This window comes from Brevibacillus sp. IT-7CA2, assembly GCF_949767855.1.
Classification (GTDB): Bacteria; Bacillota; Bacilli; order Brevibacillales; family Brevibacillaceae; genus Brevibacillus.
In genome coordinates this window covers 75486-91695 of sequence record NZ_CATKQT010000005.1, presented here as the reverse complement: position 1 = coordinate 91695, position 16210 = coordinate 75486, and the positions used below count along the sequence as shown (strand labels likewise).

Sequence of the window (16210 nt, the reverse complement as noted above, 5' to 3'; positions counted from 1 at the left end):
GTAAGCATGGGCTGGGCGACAGCTTTTTATTTGTATGAAGTATAGACAACAATGGGTATTCACTAAAGAAGCAAAAAAATTAATTAATAAATGAATAAGTGAAGTGAAGCAATGTAGTACGGCTATCTCATAAGGCTTATTATGGCCAAGGGATAGCCTTTCATTTTTTCTTAGTACCCTGCAATAATTTGTAAAAAACCAGAAAAAAGACCTATGTAAAAACATAGATATATAACCTAAAATTTATGTGTTATGTAAAAAATAGGGATAATGGAGGCGTTTTTTTGAAGAAGTACCTAAGAATATTTTTAGCTTTCGTTCTATTATTAACAGTTTCAGTCCCAACAAGCTATCTTCCAAACGCGGTGCAAAGAGTGTCTGCGTCCAGTTTACAAGAGGTGAATCTCCCAAGTTCTGAAGAAGAGAAGGTTGATCAAAAAGTAAAATCATTATTCGCATCTCATGAAAAAGTGGAATTACGAGTCGGGGAATCGACAAACGTTCGTATCTTTAGTGACTCCTATGGCAACAGTGGTGATGTTACTCAAGAGGTCTCTTGGAACCCCAAAAAGAAAGATATTGTATCTATTAAAAACGGAAAGTTTACTGCAACAGCTATTGGTTCAACTTTGGTAACTGTTCAGTATGGAGAACAAGAATTAAAAATTCCAGTTCAAGTATCACCTAACGCAGAGAATATAGAGATTAAGGCAAGTGAAAATGAAGGAAGCGCCATTTTAAGTTGGGGAGATATGGATGCTTCTAGTTATACAGTGAAGCGAGGAGAAAATAAGAGAAAGTACGAAGTTCTTGCGGCTGATCTGAAGAAGAACACTTTTTCTGATGATACAGTCAAACCTGGTACAACCTATTACTATAGGGTTGAAGCACACTTATCTAATGGAAATACCGTTGTTTCAAAGCCAGTAAAAATCAAAATGAAAAAAGGACAGAATGACTTTACATTAGAAACTGATTCTACTAGCCTTGACCTTCAAGTCGGTGAATCCAAATCAGTAGAAATAATTGCGAAGTTTACAGATGGTACTACTAGAGATGTAAGCACCAAGATAAAATGGAAAGTCGAAGATGAGAGTATTGTTTCGATAACCAACGAAAAGATAGAAGCAATGAATGCAGGGAAAACGAGGATCATCGGCTTTTACAATCAAAAAGTGTTAGTAATGGCAAGATAACTGCACATGCTGAAGGAACAACACTGATCAGTGTTTATTATGAAGATAAGATGGTAGATATTGAAATTGATGTAACTGATCCTCAAGAACGTATTGATCTTGATGTAACTCCAACAATGACCGGGAATGTTCTTCGTTGGAATACGGAAGACAAAATTACGAGTTATAGCGTAAAAATGCGCAGTAGTAATTCTCAAAGTTATGAAGAGTTAATTTCAAAACTAACGGAAACCTCCTACGTAGATCATTCCGTTGATCAAAATTCTGATGAATCTAGATACTATGTAGTAACGGCTATGACTGAAACCGGTGAAATGCTTATCTCGAATGAGGTAGAAATTACCTCACAAAAGAATGCATTGAATTCCGTTCTTCCAGAGAAGATCAAACCATTAATTACACCTGGTCCTAACGAAGATACAATCGGAGCTTCAGGGTATAACTGGTATTCTATTACAAGAGAATCATACGTTAAGCGTATTTACACCTGATCTTCAGGGGAGTGGGACCTCTAAAGACATTTACAGTGATCTAACTCAACCATCATTAGCTTACACTACACAGAATACCTTAACATATACACCCAAAACCCCCGGCACTTACTATATTAAAATAAAGGGAAACAGTGGACAAAAAATTACTATCTCTGCTGGTGACGGATCTAGCTTTGAGCAAGCATATGCAATCGTTTTTGATAAAGACGACAAAAAGAGTATTGGGAAAATCTCAGGTCCTGGAAACGACAGTTTATACTTTACTGCGGAGTTGACAGAGGGATATAACTACCACATTTGGGGAGACCCATCAGCTAAAGGCTGGGTCTTGTACGATAGCGCACAAAGAGAGGTTTTATCTGGTACTACTTCACGTACTGATATCAAGGTTGATACAAGTGGAACATACTACATTAAATTGTTAACCGGTGAGAATGCTGGGGAGCACCAATACTATATTCTCAAATCTATCCCTCTATCCGTATCTTCGCCTCAAAGCTATACCATTGGGCCTGAAAAGAAAATATGGTATCAAGTGAAAGCAAAAGCGAATCATACCTTAAGAGTTTATACGCCAGGTTTGAGTGGTTTTGGTACCGGTAAGTATTTATACGATGATCCGAACAAAGCTGCTCTAAAAACGGTTTCTTTAGACACTCTTACTTTTATTCCTGCGGAAACAAGTACCTATTTTGTAGTAGTTTCAGGGAGTAGCGGAAAGACATTTTCAATCACAGCTGGTGATGGGTCTGATCTTAATCAAGCATATTCAGTTTCTTTGGATGGGATAAAAGGAACGATTGCTACTTTTTCCACTCCGAGTAATGATAGTATCTTCTTTCGGACGGAATTTAAAGCAGGATTCAATTATCATCTTTGGGGGAAAGGTTCCTCTCCGATTGAAGGCTGGGTCTTGTATGATAGTGCAAAAAAAGAAATCCTATCCGATACTACTTCACGTATGGATGTAAGGATCGAGACAAGTGGAACGTACTATATCAAGCTGTTAACTGGAGGAAGTGGGGGAGAAAATAAGTATGAATGGCTCGTATCCACACCAGTATCGTTACCAAGCCCTCAGACAGATACGTTTGGCACATCTAAAGACATTTGGTACATTGTAAAGGCACAAGCAAATCAAACTATTAAAATAGTGCAAAAAGGACTCAGTTGGACAGGATCAATAACTCTTTTAGATGATCCAAATGGTTCGAAAATTGTATCTTCTTCGAGTGATACTCTAACTTATACTCCCTTGAGTTCGGGGATATATTTTATTCGGATAACGGATCAGAATAAAGCTCCTGGTGATGTGGTTACGATCAATATAGAAGGGGTAGAACCATGGCAGCCCCCCTCAACATCGCCATCACCAAACCCAGACCCTAAAAATATTGAAATTTTGAAAGAAAATGAGCCTATGGATGTAACAGCAAGCTCTGGTAAGAGCTTGTACTACAAGTTTACTCCTTCAGTTTCTGGGAACTATCGACTTTTTACCAGCCCATATAAGAATGAAGGACCCGAAAACGATACGTACCTTCAATTATATTCAGATGATTCATTTACAACATTATTGGAAGAAAACGATAACGTTCCGGATGGTCCATATGGAGATCTCTTCTCAAAGCTCGAATATAATGTGAGCGCAGGCACTAGTTACTATTTGAAACTAAACTCTCATAATGACACCTTGAATGCTCGCATTACGGTTGAAGCTGTGGACGCTGATAGCACAAGAGAAGGAGCCATTCCAGCTAACTGGAATGAAATATACACGGATCGATTATCCTCGGCGTATGATATTGATTACTTTAAACTAACTGTTGATGAATTAGCATACTTAAACCTATATGTGGATAATAATGTGTTAATTCTAGAAGACGAAAATGGCAGCCCACTAAAAACCTTCTCTCCTAATATTGAAGAGAAATTGTTTCTTCCCCAAAAAACGGGTACTTATTATGCGAAAGTGATCTGGAATAAAAAACAAACAAACCAACATAACCAATTGCTTTCAGAACCTGAACCATGGGGTGACGGTAGGTATAATGCTGGATTTCATGGCTTAAAAATAGCTTCGCAAAACAAAACACTAGACACCACAGCAGGAAATGAAAAGTATGTTACGTTACAATGGACATTTAATAAGAGCCATCCTACTGTTGTCATTCAGGTTCAACATAAGGGCCAAGTGGTGTACGAAGAAACACGAAATAATGTACAAGCAAAAACAAATCAATTTATCTGGCATGGCCGATATAATCGGCTTGAGCCTGGGAAACGCGCAGAAAATGGCGTGTATTTTGTAAAGCTGTGGGCGACAGATGCACCCCAATATGAAATTACCGGAACAATTAGTGTATTGAATACCATTGAAAAAGAAGAAATGACTGCCCAAGAGACAATAAACTATTATAATGCCACTGTTTCGCCAGCTAACATCAAACTGATGCAAGAACACTTAACCAAGATGTTGTTTTACGATGGGCCTAACGATGGGGAATATAACGAAGAGTTTCTCATGTCTGTAATTGCTTTTGAGATGGTAATGAACCGGAGTGCTCATGGTGATATCAACATGAGTTTTGGTGGTGAACCTCTAGAGGAAAAAGGGGAAGTTACAGATCGCTTATTATTTTATGGTGGGAAAGGCGCATCATTAGGTTACGATAAGTATGGTAAATTTGCAGGACAGTTGTTTGCTGGAGATATTTTTATTTATAAAACCGCTGGTTCTCTTGTTCCAGCATTTAGAGTATATAAAGCAGGAAACAAAATTGTAAAACAAGCTATAAAGACTGTGGATGAGCTATTTGAATGCAATTGCTTTCCTGCTGGTACACAGATTTTAACAGATGAAGGCCAGAAAAATATCGAAGACATAGAGGTCGGAGATAAGGTTCTCTCAAAAGATGAAACAACTGGTGAGATTGCTTACAAAGAAGTTTTAAATCTTTTCAGTAAACAAATAGATACAATATACAAACTTACTGTAGACAGTCAACTCATCGAAACAACGTTTAATCACCCGTTTTGGGTAGAAGGCAAGGAATGGGTTCTTGCAAAAGATTTAGAGGAAGGAGACAAACTACAAACTAACAGCGGAGAGTTGCTGACCATTCAAGATATCGAGATTGTTAGTGTAAATGAAAAGGTCACAGTCTATAATTTTGAAGTAGCGGACTTCCATACCTATTTTGTAACAGACTTAGGAATTTGGGTTCATAACATTGGAGATTGTTATGAAGGTTTTAGAAACTTTGACTTCCATTATGCTGTTCATGTTGAAGGCGACCAAGTATTAAGACCAGAAGCACGGCGAGAATATGGTGATAATTTTACAAAAGAAGATTACTATAATGCAGCTTTAGAGCTAGCTACTTCCCCAATTGATGGAGAGAACATTATTCAACGGTATTCAAGAGATACTAAGGCGATCTATAGAAGGTCAACTAATGATATCGTGTTCGTTCATAGTGATGGAACAATTGGAACCTTTTACAAGCCTAAATATGGATATTCAGATCCTAACGCTGGGTATAACTTTTTTATGAGAATAACTACTCCAAATCCAACTTAATAAAAGGAGCAAAATTATGTATACATGTAGAGTTTGTGGATACGATGGATTGGATTTTCCACAAAGAGATGAACAGGGATATGCTAGCCAAGAACTATGTAATTGTTGTGGTTTTCAATCAGGTTTTCACGATGATGCTATAGCGCACCCATTAACTATTGAGGAGTATAGAAAATTATGGTTAGAGCAGGGGGCAAGGTGGATGAACAAATATAGGCCAAAACCCGCAAATTGGGATGTTAAGGAACAATTGAAAAGGATAGGCATCAATATTTAACTAACGGAGCATATTAAAAATTCATGATACACTGATAGGCTGCATTCGCAATATAGTGAATGTAGCCTTTCTTGTGGCTTAAGGATTCTGAGAGTAACAAATCAAATATGATATTCAAAAATCAATAGTCCTCAAAGGGTATCTCAGACTGTGACAGTGAATTATTGATGAGTGTAGTTTCATATCAAGTCATTCTCAACAAGTGGAGTACCCATGTTGCAAAAGATGTTTATGAACGAAACATGGCGTACCTACAGGAAGACGGAATAATCACTGATCGCTTGATAGGGTATGCTTATGCAGATTCATCACTAGGCCATGATAGGTATGGTGAAACAGTCGAAATCTTCTGTGAATGCTAATCTAATTATTGACCACTTTGCGGTATAACGCTCACAAAAAAATTGACCACCTGAGCACCTCTTTCCTGTATCTTGAAGTTGCTGAGACTATTCTCTTGGCTCTTTTGGAACAAGAGGTTTTGCAACGAGATGCGAATCAAATTGCATCCCGCACGAAACAGGCAAAGTTCCCTACAATTAAAACCATAGACCAATATGATTTTTCAGTCATGCCGGCCCTAAATAAACCGAAGGTTCTCCAGCTTTCTCGTTGCGAGTACATCGAGAAGGCTGAGAATGTAATCTTTATTGGGAATTCAGGTACCGGAAAAACACATCTATCGATTTCCCTTGGGATGGAGGCTTGCCGTCACGGTTACACCGTTCAATTCTGGACAGCAGCCAAACTGTGTAATGAACTGATGGAGGCGCAATCAGAGAGGCGTTTGCTTCAATTGGAGAAACAATGGTTAAAAGTCGATCTAGCCATCCTTGATGAGGTAGGGTTTGTTCCTTTAAGTAAAACAGGTGCTGAGCTACTATTTCAATTCTGTGCTGCTCGCTATGAAAAAGGAAGCATGATCCTTACTAGCAATTTGGACTTCGCTAACTGGACTCAAGTGTTCAAAGATGAACAAATGACCGCCGCTTTAGTGGATCGACTTACACACCGAGCTCACATTTTTGCAATGAACGGCGATAGTTACCGATTTAAGCAAAGCCTGAAGCAATCGTGATCATGAAAAAGTTACCCACCCGTCGGGTGGAATAATTTTTGCCATGGTGGTCAATTTTTTGATGAGCACGGTGGTCAACTATTTGATTGACATTCACAATCTTCCTTATTGGAGATGCAGTTATTGTTGCCGAAGCAGCTGGATGGGTGGTAGGTCCAATAGTTAGTGGCACTATTGTCTATCTCAGAGGTGGTGTGTTTATAAAGCGTGCATTCACTTACTTAAAAAGTGAACGTGGGAGCATCATATTTGGTAATGTTGCGAAGTTAGGAACTGGACGTGTTGGAGATTTTATTGGAATAAGAGGATCTACAGTAGATGATATTATTTCAAGAATTCCTACTTATGCAAAAAGACGTGAATTAACTCCAGTTAAAGGGAAGGTAGAAAAAGGATTTGAATACCACTGGGAAGAAAATGGGGATGGGGTATCATGGCGAGTGAGAGTTCATGGCCCCGACGCATCAGCTCCAGAAGGAAGTAATGCAAGAAATAATTGGATAGTAAGAGTTGTAAGAGGAAACAAGTACTTGGATTCAAAAGGAAATTGGCACACAAGAGGAATTTACAATAAAAACAGCCCCAATTATAGTGAAGAGTTTGGTAATGATACTCATATACCAATTCAAACACCCATAGGAGGATAATATGATCGACGTCACTTATCTGAAAAGGTTATTCCTAAATAGAGGTGATGATCTATTTAACAGATTAGAAGAAATTGGTGATTTAATAGAGTATGGAACACTCAATCGGGATGACGTTATTAATATCACAGAGTATGCCCTAGACCTTGCGATAGTAGAAGAAAACTTTGCTATAAAAGAGAGTTTGTTTCGAATAATTGCGAATGCAGTAACATTTCAAGAAGTAGCCAAAACCATAGAATGGGATAAATTAGCAAACGTTATACCAACTCTAAACGACCCTATTCTAGATTATGCATTAACCATAATTGGTTTTTCAAAAAACCAAAAATTTATCAATGTAATTGAACCTTACTTAAATTCTCCGACTGATTATATTAGGGAGACTGCTGCCGAAGCATTGGTGGAAATCAATTACGACCCCGAAAAATCGCAGTAAGGAATCTTGGATACTTGTGTAAGGAATGGATTCCACATTCAGTAAACCAAGTGCTCTATTCGCATAAAGGCTACATCCACTCAAATTTGGATGTAGCCTTTTATGTTGTCAAGTATAGGTATGATCGATCCATTTTTTCTTCCTTCACTCTATTAAAAAGTGTAATCTATTTAAAAAATGATTCAAATCGATTATATCATTCGTGGCTTAATGTGCTATCATATCCATAAAAAGGAATCATCAGGAGGGTGTATTTGCTGTGATTTCAGAGGGAAAGACCTTTGGGGGCATATTACGAGTATATCGAAATAGAGCAAACTTAACACTGACTGAGTTATCAGAAAGAACAGGTGTAGCTTCTGGAACCATTAGTAAGATAGAATCCGATGCCTTTACTTTACCGAACATGCAGCATGTTATGAAACTGGCAAAAGAACTAGATATACCACTTTATACAGCGATCGTACCCTATTTACATAAAATTACGCGCGAAGCGACACTTCGGTCTCTATTAGAGGCTGTGATGCAAGAGAAGAATGTGGTTCTTACAAACAAAGTAGCTTTGCAATTGCTAAATTGTCCCAAAAGCAATACATTTCTTTCTTTAGACTACTTGTATCAAAGCGCGGGAATGGAAGGGAATGAAGAACTGCGCTTGGCTCTTTATGACGTGATTTGTGACTACTCGCGTGAGCATGGAATTCCTTTGTATCTGGCAAGATCGCTTTTCCAACGCTACATGATTCGACGTGAAAATCTAAGCCAATTAGATCAAACCTATGTAGAAGGCAAGGAGCTATTACACTACACGTCCTATCTGCATATCAATGAGCGAATTTTGACCTACTATAAATTTTCCTTCCATGCATTGCGTCTTGGATTTTATTCAGATTGTATTCATCTGTGTAAACAAGGCCTTGAAATCGACCATAGTCAGAGTGAGCAAAAAGCAGCAGCGATTCTTGCGATCATCATTTCCTATTTTGAGTTGGAGGACTACACATTAGGACATTTTTATCTGGAGAGATACGAAATGTTCGATTATCCCGAGGTACATAAACATGCCAGACATATTCGGGGGAAACTATACGGAAAGACAGGGAAATTTGATAAAGCCATTCCGGTATTACAAGAGTGTCTTGCGCAACAAGCACAGGATGAAAAAATTGTGATTGCGAATGATTTGCTAGAGATCTATATCCAGGTAGGAGAAGAAGAGAAAATCCGTGAACTATTTTTGGCAGAAGCATCGATCTTGCCAGAGAATTTAACTACTCCGAATCAATACAATCAAATGGGACTGTATTTCCGAACAAAGGGCACCTTTTACATTCAAAAAAACGAAGCAGACTTAGGAATCGATAGTCTTGTGGAGAGCGTGAATTACTATCGCGCAATCAATGAGATAAGACAAGCAGATAAGAGTCTGAGCGTACTTTTTGAATTCTATGTGTCAAATAAAAAAAATCTTCCTTTTGGTATACTCCATAAATTGGTAAACGTGTATAATGGAAGTAATCATAGATCCAAACAGGAGGTATAGGTCATGAAGAAATGGATATTGTCTTTGTGTATGTTAACCGCCTTCATTACAATGCCAGTTTTAGTAGAACAACCAGCCAAGCAATCCAATCTGATTATACAATATGGCTGGCCGGAGCCTTGGTAATCGTCTTTTTTCTCTGACAGTAGAAATATAAGCAACATACTGAACAATACAATCAATGCCCTCCAAAATTGGAGGGCATTTCTTATCGTACAAAATGGTTCATGCACAAAGAAATCAAAAGCTGTACAGAAGTCCTGTCACATGTTTGGAAGGAGACCACCCAAACGAAGTGAGAAAAAAGGTGACTTCAGAAGACAACATTTTTACTTGAGTAATTCGTTATAATTAATTATAACTAGTTATATGTAGTTATAATTGGTGTGGAGGTAGCGGATGCAGATGGTGACGACGACGATGGTCAATTCGCAAAAATTATGGATGGTGGTTAAGCGGATGGAGCCTCATTTGATCCGCAATCAAGCCAATATGGAGAAGCTTTTGAAAATGCTCATGATCCACGATGTTTCGAACGGTGATATCAATGAGCTGTGGAGCGAGTTCGAAAGCAATGAGACGTATGAAGCGAAGGTCGCTCATGCCATTATTCGTCTGAGCGACCAAATCGAAATCGAAATGTAAATGACTACCATATGCTGTGTCCCATACGGACTGGCTATGGTAGTTTTTTTATGCTTTCGCACACAATGGGCGCATGTGCCATAGGCTGATGGTAGCTTTTTTGCTGAGGTGATACACATGAGACGCCCGGATAATCAGCCAGATTTTATCGGTGCCCTCCTAAGCATGTTTCTTGGAGTTGTCCTATCATTCGAAGCCTATCGTCTGGAGGCATTTTCGACGTCCTTGTACGTAGGGGATCACACGTTGCCTGCAATTCTCGGCTTACTGTTTTTCATGCTCGGAGGTGTGCTGCTGGTCCAATCATTCCGTGTGACGGAGGAAGCCTCTTCGCCAAGTCCCGAACCGCTTTTTCCTGGAAAAAGGCTGCGCCTGCTACTTTGCTTTTTATTCCTGTTGCTATATGTCTGGCTGCTCGGCGCGATCGGCTACACAATGGCGACGCTCTTTGTCTCCTTTGCATTTTTTATATTGATCGGCAGCTATCGGTGGCGTACGTCTATTGTGTACTCCGTCCTTTTGACAGGGGGGCTGTACGTGGTGTTCATCTACTCGCTGCATATCACGCTGCCTGGAGGCGATTGGTTTTAGAGCAAGCATGATAAGGAGGTGCTGATCATCGAGACGTTCCAATTACTACTGGCTGGTTTTGCTTCAGCCCTCACGCCGGAGCATCTGCTCATGGCAGCACTCGGCGCTCTTATTGGCACCTTTGTAGGTGTATTGCCCGGTCTGGGTCCCACTTCTGCCATCGCGATTCTGCTTCCGGTGACAACCGTACTGGAGCCGACACAAGGCATGATCATGCTGGCAGGTATTTATTACGGTGCCATGTACGGTGGCTCGACGACGGCGATTCTGCTCAATATCCCGGGGGAGCTATCGTCAGTCCCCACGTGTCTGGATGGCTATCCGCTCGCGAAAAAAGGGAGAGGTGGGCCGGCATTGGGGATATCCGCATTGGCTTCGTTTGGTGCAGGGGTACTCGGGGTAATCGGACTCGTTTTTTTCGCTCCCATTCTGGCAGATCAAGCGTTAAAATTCGGACCGCCTGAATATTTTGCGCTGATGATTTTGGCTCTCACGCTGATGGTCAGCCTATCGGGAGGATCATTGGTCAAATCGTTTTTGATGGGGGCATTCGGCTATTCGCTCGCTCTAGTTGGGCTGGGACCATCCTCTGGCATGCCGCGCTTTGATTACGGCGTCCCTGCATTGGTCGGCGGTTTTGACATGATTAGCATCATTATCGGGTTGTTTGCGATTACGGAAGTCCTCAAAGGGATTGATGAAAAACGCACAGCTACCCTGATTGGCAAGCCAGGCAGTGTCTACCCGAAAAAGGAAGACTTGAGAGTAAGTGCCGGGCCTATGCTGAGGGGCGGGATTATCGGCTTTTTTCTTGGATTGCTGCCGGGCTGTTCGGCTGCGATCACGTCGTTTTTGGCGTACGATATGGAAAAAAAGCTATCGAAGCATCCCGAGAAGTTCGGTCAGGGAACAATCGAAGGGGTGGCGGCACCAGAAGCAGCGAATAATGCGACCAGTAGTGCGGGCTTCATCCCGCTGTTTTCACTCGGGATTCCTTCCTCACCGCCATTGGCGATTTTGTTGGCAGGCTTGATGATCTACGGATTGACGCCAGGCCCTGTTTTGTTTGAACAAAATGCGGGCTTTGTCTGGACAGTCATCGCCTCGATGTTCGTGGGGAATGCGATGCTTCTCGTGCTGAACCTCCCGATGGTATGGGTGTGGGTCAAATTGACGAGGGTACCATATGGCATCATGGCTCCGATCATCCTAATGTTCTGCACGATTGGGGCATACAGTGTGCGGAACAGCATGTTTGATGTGTGGGTAGCGTTTTTGTTTGGCGGACTTGGGTATGTCTTTTCCAAATATAAATGGCCAGTTGTTCCGCTGGTTTTGTGCTTCATTCTGGGACCTCTTCTGGAAGAATCCTTCATTCAAACGATGGCGATGGGCTCAGGTGATCTCAGCATTGTTTTATTTCGGCCTTTATCGTTGACCATCTTGCTGGCAGCAGGAGCACTCTTGATCATCTCCATGATGTTGAACCGCCGGACACAGCAAAGGTTGAAAGAAGAGCGAGACCGGGGAGTAGATGTCGCGTAGGGAGGAAGAGTCATTGAAAGGGTATAAACAATGGGCGGCTGTCATGATGTCGTTGCTTTTGGCGGCAGCCGTTAGCGCATGTGGAAATCAAGGTACCGAGTCGGCCTATCCATCGAAGCAGGTGGAGTATATCGTGCCGTATTCTGCCGGGGGCGGAGTCGATCTCGTGGCCAGAGCAGCAGCTGATTATTTGAGCAAGGAATGGGGGCAGCCCATCGTCGTCGTCAACAAGGCGGGAGGTGGTGGGGCAGTTGGAGCGGAGTATGCTCTAAAGCAAGCCAAAAACGATGGTTACACAGCGCTTGCTGTCAATGTATCCAATACGACGATGCTCGCTGCTGGGATGAAAACGCCGCCGATTACAAACGAGGATCAAGTCTATACGGCCAGGATTGGCAAAGGAACGCTTGCTTTTGCAGTAAAAGCCGACGCGCCTTGGAAAGATTTCGCCGAATTTTCCGCGTGGGTGCGCGCGAATCCGGAGCAGTTAACATGGACTTCTGTAGGGCCAGCAGGTTTTTCCGCTTTTGGGGTAGCGGAGTGGCTAGATGTGATTGGAGCTGACTTCGCCAAGACGAGAATGATTGTGACAAAAGGCGCCTCCGATTCCGTCCCGAAAGTCGCTGGAGGGCACGCGATTTTAGCGGTACATACAGTGGGGGAGATCATGCCGATGCTGCAAGCGGGTAAGGTCAAAATCCTCGCCGTATCCGGTGACACGCGAAGTCCGTTCCTGCCTGACGTCCCTACTGCGGGGGAGCAAGGGATTCAAGGCTTGTCGGTTTTCTGGTGGACGGGAGTGTCTTTTGCCAAAGGAACGCCAGAGTCGGTTATTCGCAAATGGGAAGAAGCGATTGCCAAGATGGAAAAGGACCCAGCCTTTTTGCAAAAGCTGAGTGAAATCCAGGTGGAGCCGGCATATGCGGCTAGTGAAGCATTTACGAAGGAAACACAGGCAGAAACGACGTACTACTTGGAATTGGCGACCAAGAAGGGCATTCGAAAATAGAGGCGACGAAAGAAAAAAAGGAGAATGGCCTGTAGCCGTTCTCCTTTTCCATCTATCTATTTAGGTATCCGTTTTTCGTACCTGAATTTATAAAAACCATTCATTACGTTTGGCTCAGTCTCGCCGATCTTTTTGTAACCGCATTTCTCGTAAAAGTGCTGGTTGCGTACGGCTTCATAGCCGGTATCGAGCGTCCACTTCTTGATGTGTGGATAGGCGGCCTCCATGAACTGCATGGTTTGGCTTCCGATACGCAAGTTTTGCTTATCAGGATCGACATAGATGATCCCCAGCTCCAAATGCTCATGATCGACTGGAATGAGGCAAAAACCGCCAACGATCTGGTCATCCAGCAAGATCGTATAGTAATGGGCCTTTTGCATGAACAAAATATGCTGGTCAGGCTGGTCATGTCCGGCAGGGCCCTCTCCGTACTTTTGGACTTCTTCTGCGAAGCAGCGAGTGGCAATTTTGGTGAGTTGCTCCGCGTTTGCGGGGACAGCCTTTTTGAAAAAAACCATAGGACTCATGAGATCATCTCCAGTTCGTCTGACTACTTCGAAATTGGTGTATGTATGATTAGCAAAATTCCCCTATATAGCAGACGGATGAACCCACAGAATGGTTACCCACTTATTTATCTTATTAAGCTCTCCAACGGTCCCCTCTCGAACCAACGTCTCCATACAAGCGTGAGCACAATGGAAAAGAGGAAGAATCCTACGGCGTAGAGCATCGCAAAAGCGTGCGTTTGATTTTCGAAACGACCAATCAAGGCGAGGAAGCCGAGCCCGACAATGATATGGCTGACGTAGTGTGTCAGTGTCAGTTGTCCGGTTTTTACCCATGTCTACGTAAACCAGCTGTTTGCGAATTTTTCGGCAAAGCTGACGAACAGGGCGGTTGCCCAGCCCAACATTTTTTTGCGTACAGATCGATCGAGCAGGTTGAGTCGCCCCAGCCACAAGCCGAGAAGGAAAAAGCACATATATAATGGGTGGATTGGAAATAGCAAGCCCTAAAATGTTGGAGATGGATAAGCACAACTGTCCTTTGCCCGGACACTGATGTCTCATACCTGTCTGGATTTGAGAAGGTCGAGACTGCTTGTCACTTGTAAAAACCACGTGCGACAAGGGGGGATTCGGTTGGTATCCAACTTGCAGAGCTTCTTTCTGAATGCGGATGCAATTGTAGAGGAAGGGAGAGAATGGCTTGGATATGCGGGAAGTGGTTGCCATTGTAACGGGTGGTGCTTCCGGTTTGGGAGAAGCCGCTGTGAGGAATGTAGTTCAACACGGGGGAAAAGTAGCCATTCTTGATTTGACGGTGGAGAAGGGGCAAGCGCTGGCGAATGAGCTGGGGCGCGAAAATGCTTTGTTCGTGCATACGGATGTCATGAGTGAGGCGAGTGTACGGGAGGCAATCGATCAGGCTGCTGGCACATTCGGTACGATTCACGTCGTGGTCAACTGTGCGGGGATCGGTTTGGCACAGAAAACGCTGTCGCGAAGCGGTCCACATTCACTGGAATCCTTCAGCAAAGTCATTTCAGTCAATCTGATCGGTACTTTTAATGTCATTCGGTTGGCGGTGGAGCAAATGGCAGGAAACGAGCCGAACCAACAGGGGGAGCGAGGTGTCATCATCAATACCGCATCGGTGGCGGCTTTTGAAGGGCAGGTGGGGCAGGTTGCCTACAGCGCCTCCAAGGGCGGAATCGTAAGCATGACGCTGCCGCTAGCAAGAGACCTGGCTTCGTATGGCATACGCGTGATGGCCATTGCTCCGGGGCTATTTGACACGCCGATGTTCGATCAGCTCCCGCGCTCTGAAAAAACGGCGTTGGGTGCGACTGTTCCTTTTCCTCCTCGCATGGGTGATCCGCTAGAATACGCGATGCTTGTGAACAGCGTCATCACCAATCCGATGTTGAATGGAGAAACGATCCGGCTGGATGGGGCAATCAGGATGGGACCGAAATAGAGAAGACGTGTTGACAGGAAAATAGTTAGGTGCCATACTACATCCATGACAAACCATTCAAACGGAAGAAAACAAGAAGACGCGATCCCATCGCTTGTTCAATCGCAGCGCCAGATTGATCGGTATGAACTCGATGTTGATGCGCAAGCTGTACTCGTCGCCGCCAGGCTGATGGAGGCAGGAGCCAAGCTTGGGCATGCGGCGGAAATACATTTTGCCAGATTCGGCTTATCTACGGGACGATATCGGTTATTGGCAGACCTTGAAGATAACGGTGGGGAAGTGCTGCCGTCACAATTGGCAGAGCATCTGGGGGTAACACGTGCTACTGTTACTGGTCTGATCGACATCCTGGAGCGCGATGGCCTTGTTTCACGACGAGCGAGTTCAAAAGATGGCAGGCAAAAATCGGTCATTTTAACGGAGCTCGGGGCAAGCAAGCTGCGTGAAATGGCGCCTGAGCACTTTGCGAGATTGGAAGCGATGGTCGGATTGCTCAATATTCAGGAGCGCAGTGTGTTTCTCGACCTGCTGGGCCGTGTGACACAAGGCATCTCGGCACTGACAGACGAATAGTAAGCAGGAAAGCGGGCTAGGCAGCTAGCCCATTTTCATTCTTGTATAGTTAGGTTCCTAACTACTTTTCAGGAAAAGGGAAAGGAGGTGAAAAACATGCATGACCCTGCAAAATCGGAAGGTGTTTATCCGTTCAAGAGGACACGTTCCGAACGAAAATCGTTTGTTTTATGGCGAGAAGTAATCATGGCTTATTTGTTTCCTGCGATCATGGCGAGCATAGGAGGATGGATCACCGCTGACAAAGGGCTGCAAATAGGGGCATTGACCACGATTGGCGGAACATCCGCATTGATTGCCGCACTCCTTGGGCAATGGTTACAGAGTCACGGTAAACATAAACGCTGGGTCACCCGCACGCCTCATTTGGCGCTGGTAGCGGTTATGGGGATGACAATGGCAGTATTCGGTCTACTGGCAGCATGGCTAACAACGGAGTTACTCGTCATCGTTGCTCCAGGTGAATCGTTGGCTTGGCTAAGTCGTGTCTGGATCGACTTCCCGCTGTCAGCGATAATCGCCAGCACGTTAATCACATGGCGGTGGCGCAATGGCATCAATCATGACCATCAAAAAATGAATCAGTTACGGAGGGGTTAGA

18 protein-coding genes are annotated in these 16210 nt (G+C 43.3%); 16 read left to right on the top strand and 2 right to left on the bottom strand.

Features of this window, described 5'->3' with window-relative positions:
- Positions 1-284 precede the first annotated feature (284 nt).
- From ACM6JA_RS03530 to ACM6JA_RS03475, 12 genes are all read left to right on the top strand, one after another.
- The gene (locus tag ACM6JA_RS03530) at positions 285-1196 is read left to right on the top strand and encodes a hypothetical protein (RefSeq protein WP_414851219.1); all 912 of its coding nucleotides are present in this window, start codon (positions 285-287) and stop codon (positions 1194-1196) included.
- 50 nt (positions 1197-1246) lie between these two features.
- Positions 1247-1687, top strand: a complete 441-nt coding sequence (locus ACM6JA_RS03525) for a hypothetical protein (RefSeq protein WP_414851218.1) — start codon at positions 1247-1249, stop codon at positions 1685-1687.
- A 274-nt stretch (positions 1688-1961) separates the two neighbouring features.
- Positions 1962-5273, top strand: coding sequence for a polymorphic toxin-type HINT domain-containing protein (locus ACM6JA_RS03520; RefSeq protein ID WP_414851217.1), 3312 nt, complete (start codon positions 1962-1964; stop codon positions 5271-5273).
- 647 nt (positions 5274-5920) lie between these two features.
- A complete protein-coding gene (gene istB / locus ACM6JA_RS03515; RefSeq protein WP_414851216.1) occupies positions 5921-6628 on the top strand; it encodes an IS21-like element helper ATPase IstB in 708 nt (235 codons plus the stop codon).
- 86 nt (positions 6629-6714) lie between these two features.
- The gene (locus ACM6JA_RS03510) at positions 6715-7275 is read left to right on the top strand and encodes a polymorphic toxin type 30 domain-containing protein (protein WP_414851215.1); all 561 of its coding nucleotides are present in this window, start codon (positions 6715-6717) and stop codon (positions 7273-7275) included.
- 1 nt (position 7276) lies between these two features.
- Entirely contained in the window at positions 7277-7714 is a 438-nt protein-coding gene (locus tag ACM6JA_RS03505; protein WP_406797809.1) for a hypothetical protein, read from the top strand.
- Between the two features lie 259 nt (positions 7715-7973).
- Entirely contained in the window at positions 7974-9257 is a 1284-nt protein-coding gene (locus ACM6JA_RS03500; protein WP_414851214.1) for a helix-turn-helix domain-containing protein, read from the top strand.
- 3 nt (positions 9258-9260) lie between these two features.
- Positions 9261-9383, top strand: coding sequence for a hypothetical protein (locus ACM6JA_RS03495; protein WP_016742160.1), 123 nt, complete (start codon positions 9261-9263; stop codon positions 9381-9383).
- A 273-nt stretch (positions 9384-9656) separates the two neighbouring features.
- The gene (locus tag ACM6JA_RS03490; RefSeq protein ID WP_414851213.1) at positions 9657-9902 is read left to right on the top strand and encodes an HD domain-containing protein; all 246 of its coding nucleotides are present in this window, start codon (positions 9657-9659) and stop codon (positions 9900-9902) included.
- Positions 9903-10019: 117 nt separating this feature from the next.
- Positions 10020-10493: a tripartite tricarboxylate transporter TctB family protein gene (locus tag ACM6JA_RS03485; RefSeq protein WP_142497200.1), complete on the top strand. Its 474-nt coding sequence runs from the start codon at positions 10020-10022 to the stop codon at positions 10491-10493.
- A gap of 18 nt (positions 10494-10511) precedes the next feature.
- On the top strand, positions 10512-12038 hold the full coding sequence (locus ACM6JA_RS03480) for a tripartite tricarboxylate transporter permease (RefSeq protein ID WP_414851212.1): 1527 nt from the start codon (positions 10512-10514) through the stop codon (positions 12036-12038).
- Positions 12028-13047 carry a tripartite tricarboxylate transporter substrate binding protein gene (locus ACM6JA_RS03475; protein WP_414851211.1) on the top strand — a complete coding sequence of 340 codons (1020 nt, stop codon included), beginning with the start codon at positions 12028-12030 and terminating at the stop codon, positions 13045-13047. The genes ACM6JA_RS03480 and ACM6JA_RS03475 overlap by 11 nt, the downstream gene beginning before the upstream one ends.
- A 56-nt stretch (positions 13048-13103) precedes the next feature.
- Here ACM6JA_RS03475 and ACM6JA_RS03470 read toward each other — a convergent pair whose 3' ends face one another.
- Positions 13104-13577: a GNAT family N-acetyltransferase gene (locus ACM6JA_RS03470; protein WP_007729545.1), complete on the bottom strand. Its 474-nt coding sequence runs from the start codon at positions 13575-13577 to the stop codon at positions 13104-13106.
- A gap of 107 nt (positions 13578-13684) precedes the next feature.
- Positions 13685-13846 carry a DUF418 domain-containing protein gene (locus tag ACM6JA_RS03465; protein WP_414851264.1) on the bottom strand — a complete coding sequence of 54 codons (162 nt, stop codon included), beginning with the start codon at positions 13844-13846 and terminating at the stop codon, positions 13685-13687.
- Between ACM6JA_RS03465 and ACM6JA_RS03460 the strand changes: the two genes are divergently transcribed.
- The 4 genes from ACM6JA_RS03460 to ACM6JA_RS03445 all read left to right on the top strand — a co-directional run bounded on the left by ACM6JA_RS03460 (position 13793) and on the right by ACM6JA_RS03445 (position 16209).
- Positions 13793-14041 (top strand): hypothetical protein, encoded by a 249-nt coding sequence (locus ACM6JA_RS03460; protein ID WP_414851210.1) that lies wholly within the window; start codon positions 13793-13795, stop codon positions 14039-14041. The genes ACM6JA_RS03465 and ACM6JA_RS03460 overlap by 54 nt on opposite strands.
- 221 nt (positions 14042-14262) lie before the next feature.
- Complete coding sequence (locus ACM6JA_RS03455) at positions 14263-15033, top strand: 3-hydroxyacyl-CoA dehydrogenase (RefSeq protein WP_414851209.1); 771 nt, start codon at positions 14263-14265, stop codon at positions 15031-15033.
- A 45-nt stretch (positions 15034-15078) separates the two neighbouring features.
- A complete protein-coding gene (locus tag ACM6JA_RS03450; protein WP_414851208.1) occupies positions 15079-15609 on the top strand; it encodes a MarR family winged helix-turn-helix transcriptional regulator in 531 nt (176 codons plus the stop codon).
- A gap of 96 nt (positions 15610-15705) precedes the next feature.
- Positions 15706-16209 carry a hypothetical protein gene (locus ACM6JA_RS03445; protein ID WP_414851207.1) on the top strand — a complete coding sequence of 168 codons (504 nt, stop codon included), beginning with the start codon at positions 15706-15708 and terminating at the stop codon, positions 16207-16209.
- The last annotated feature ends 1 nt before the right edge of the window (position 16210 follow it).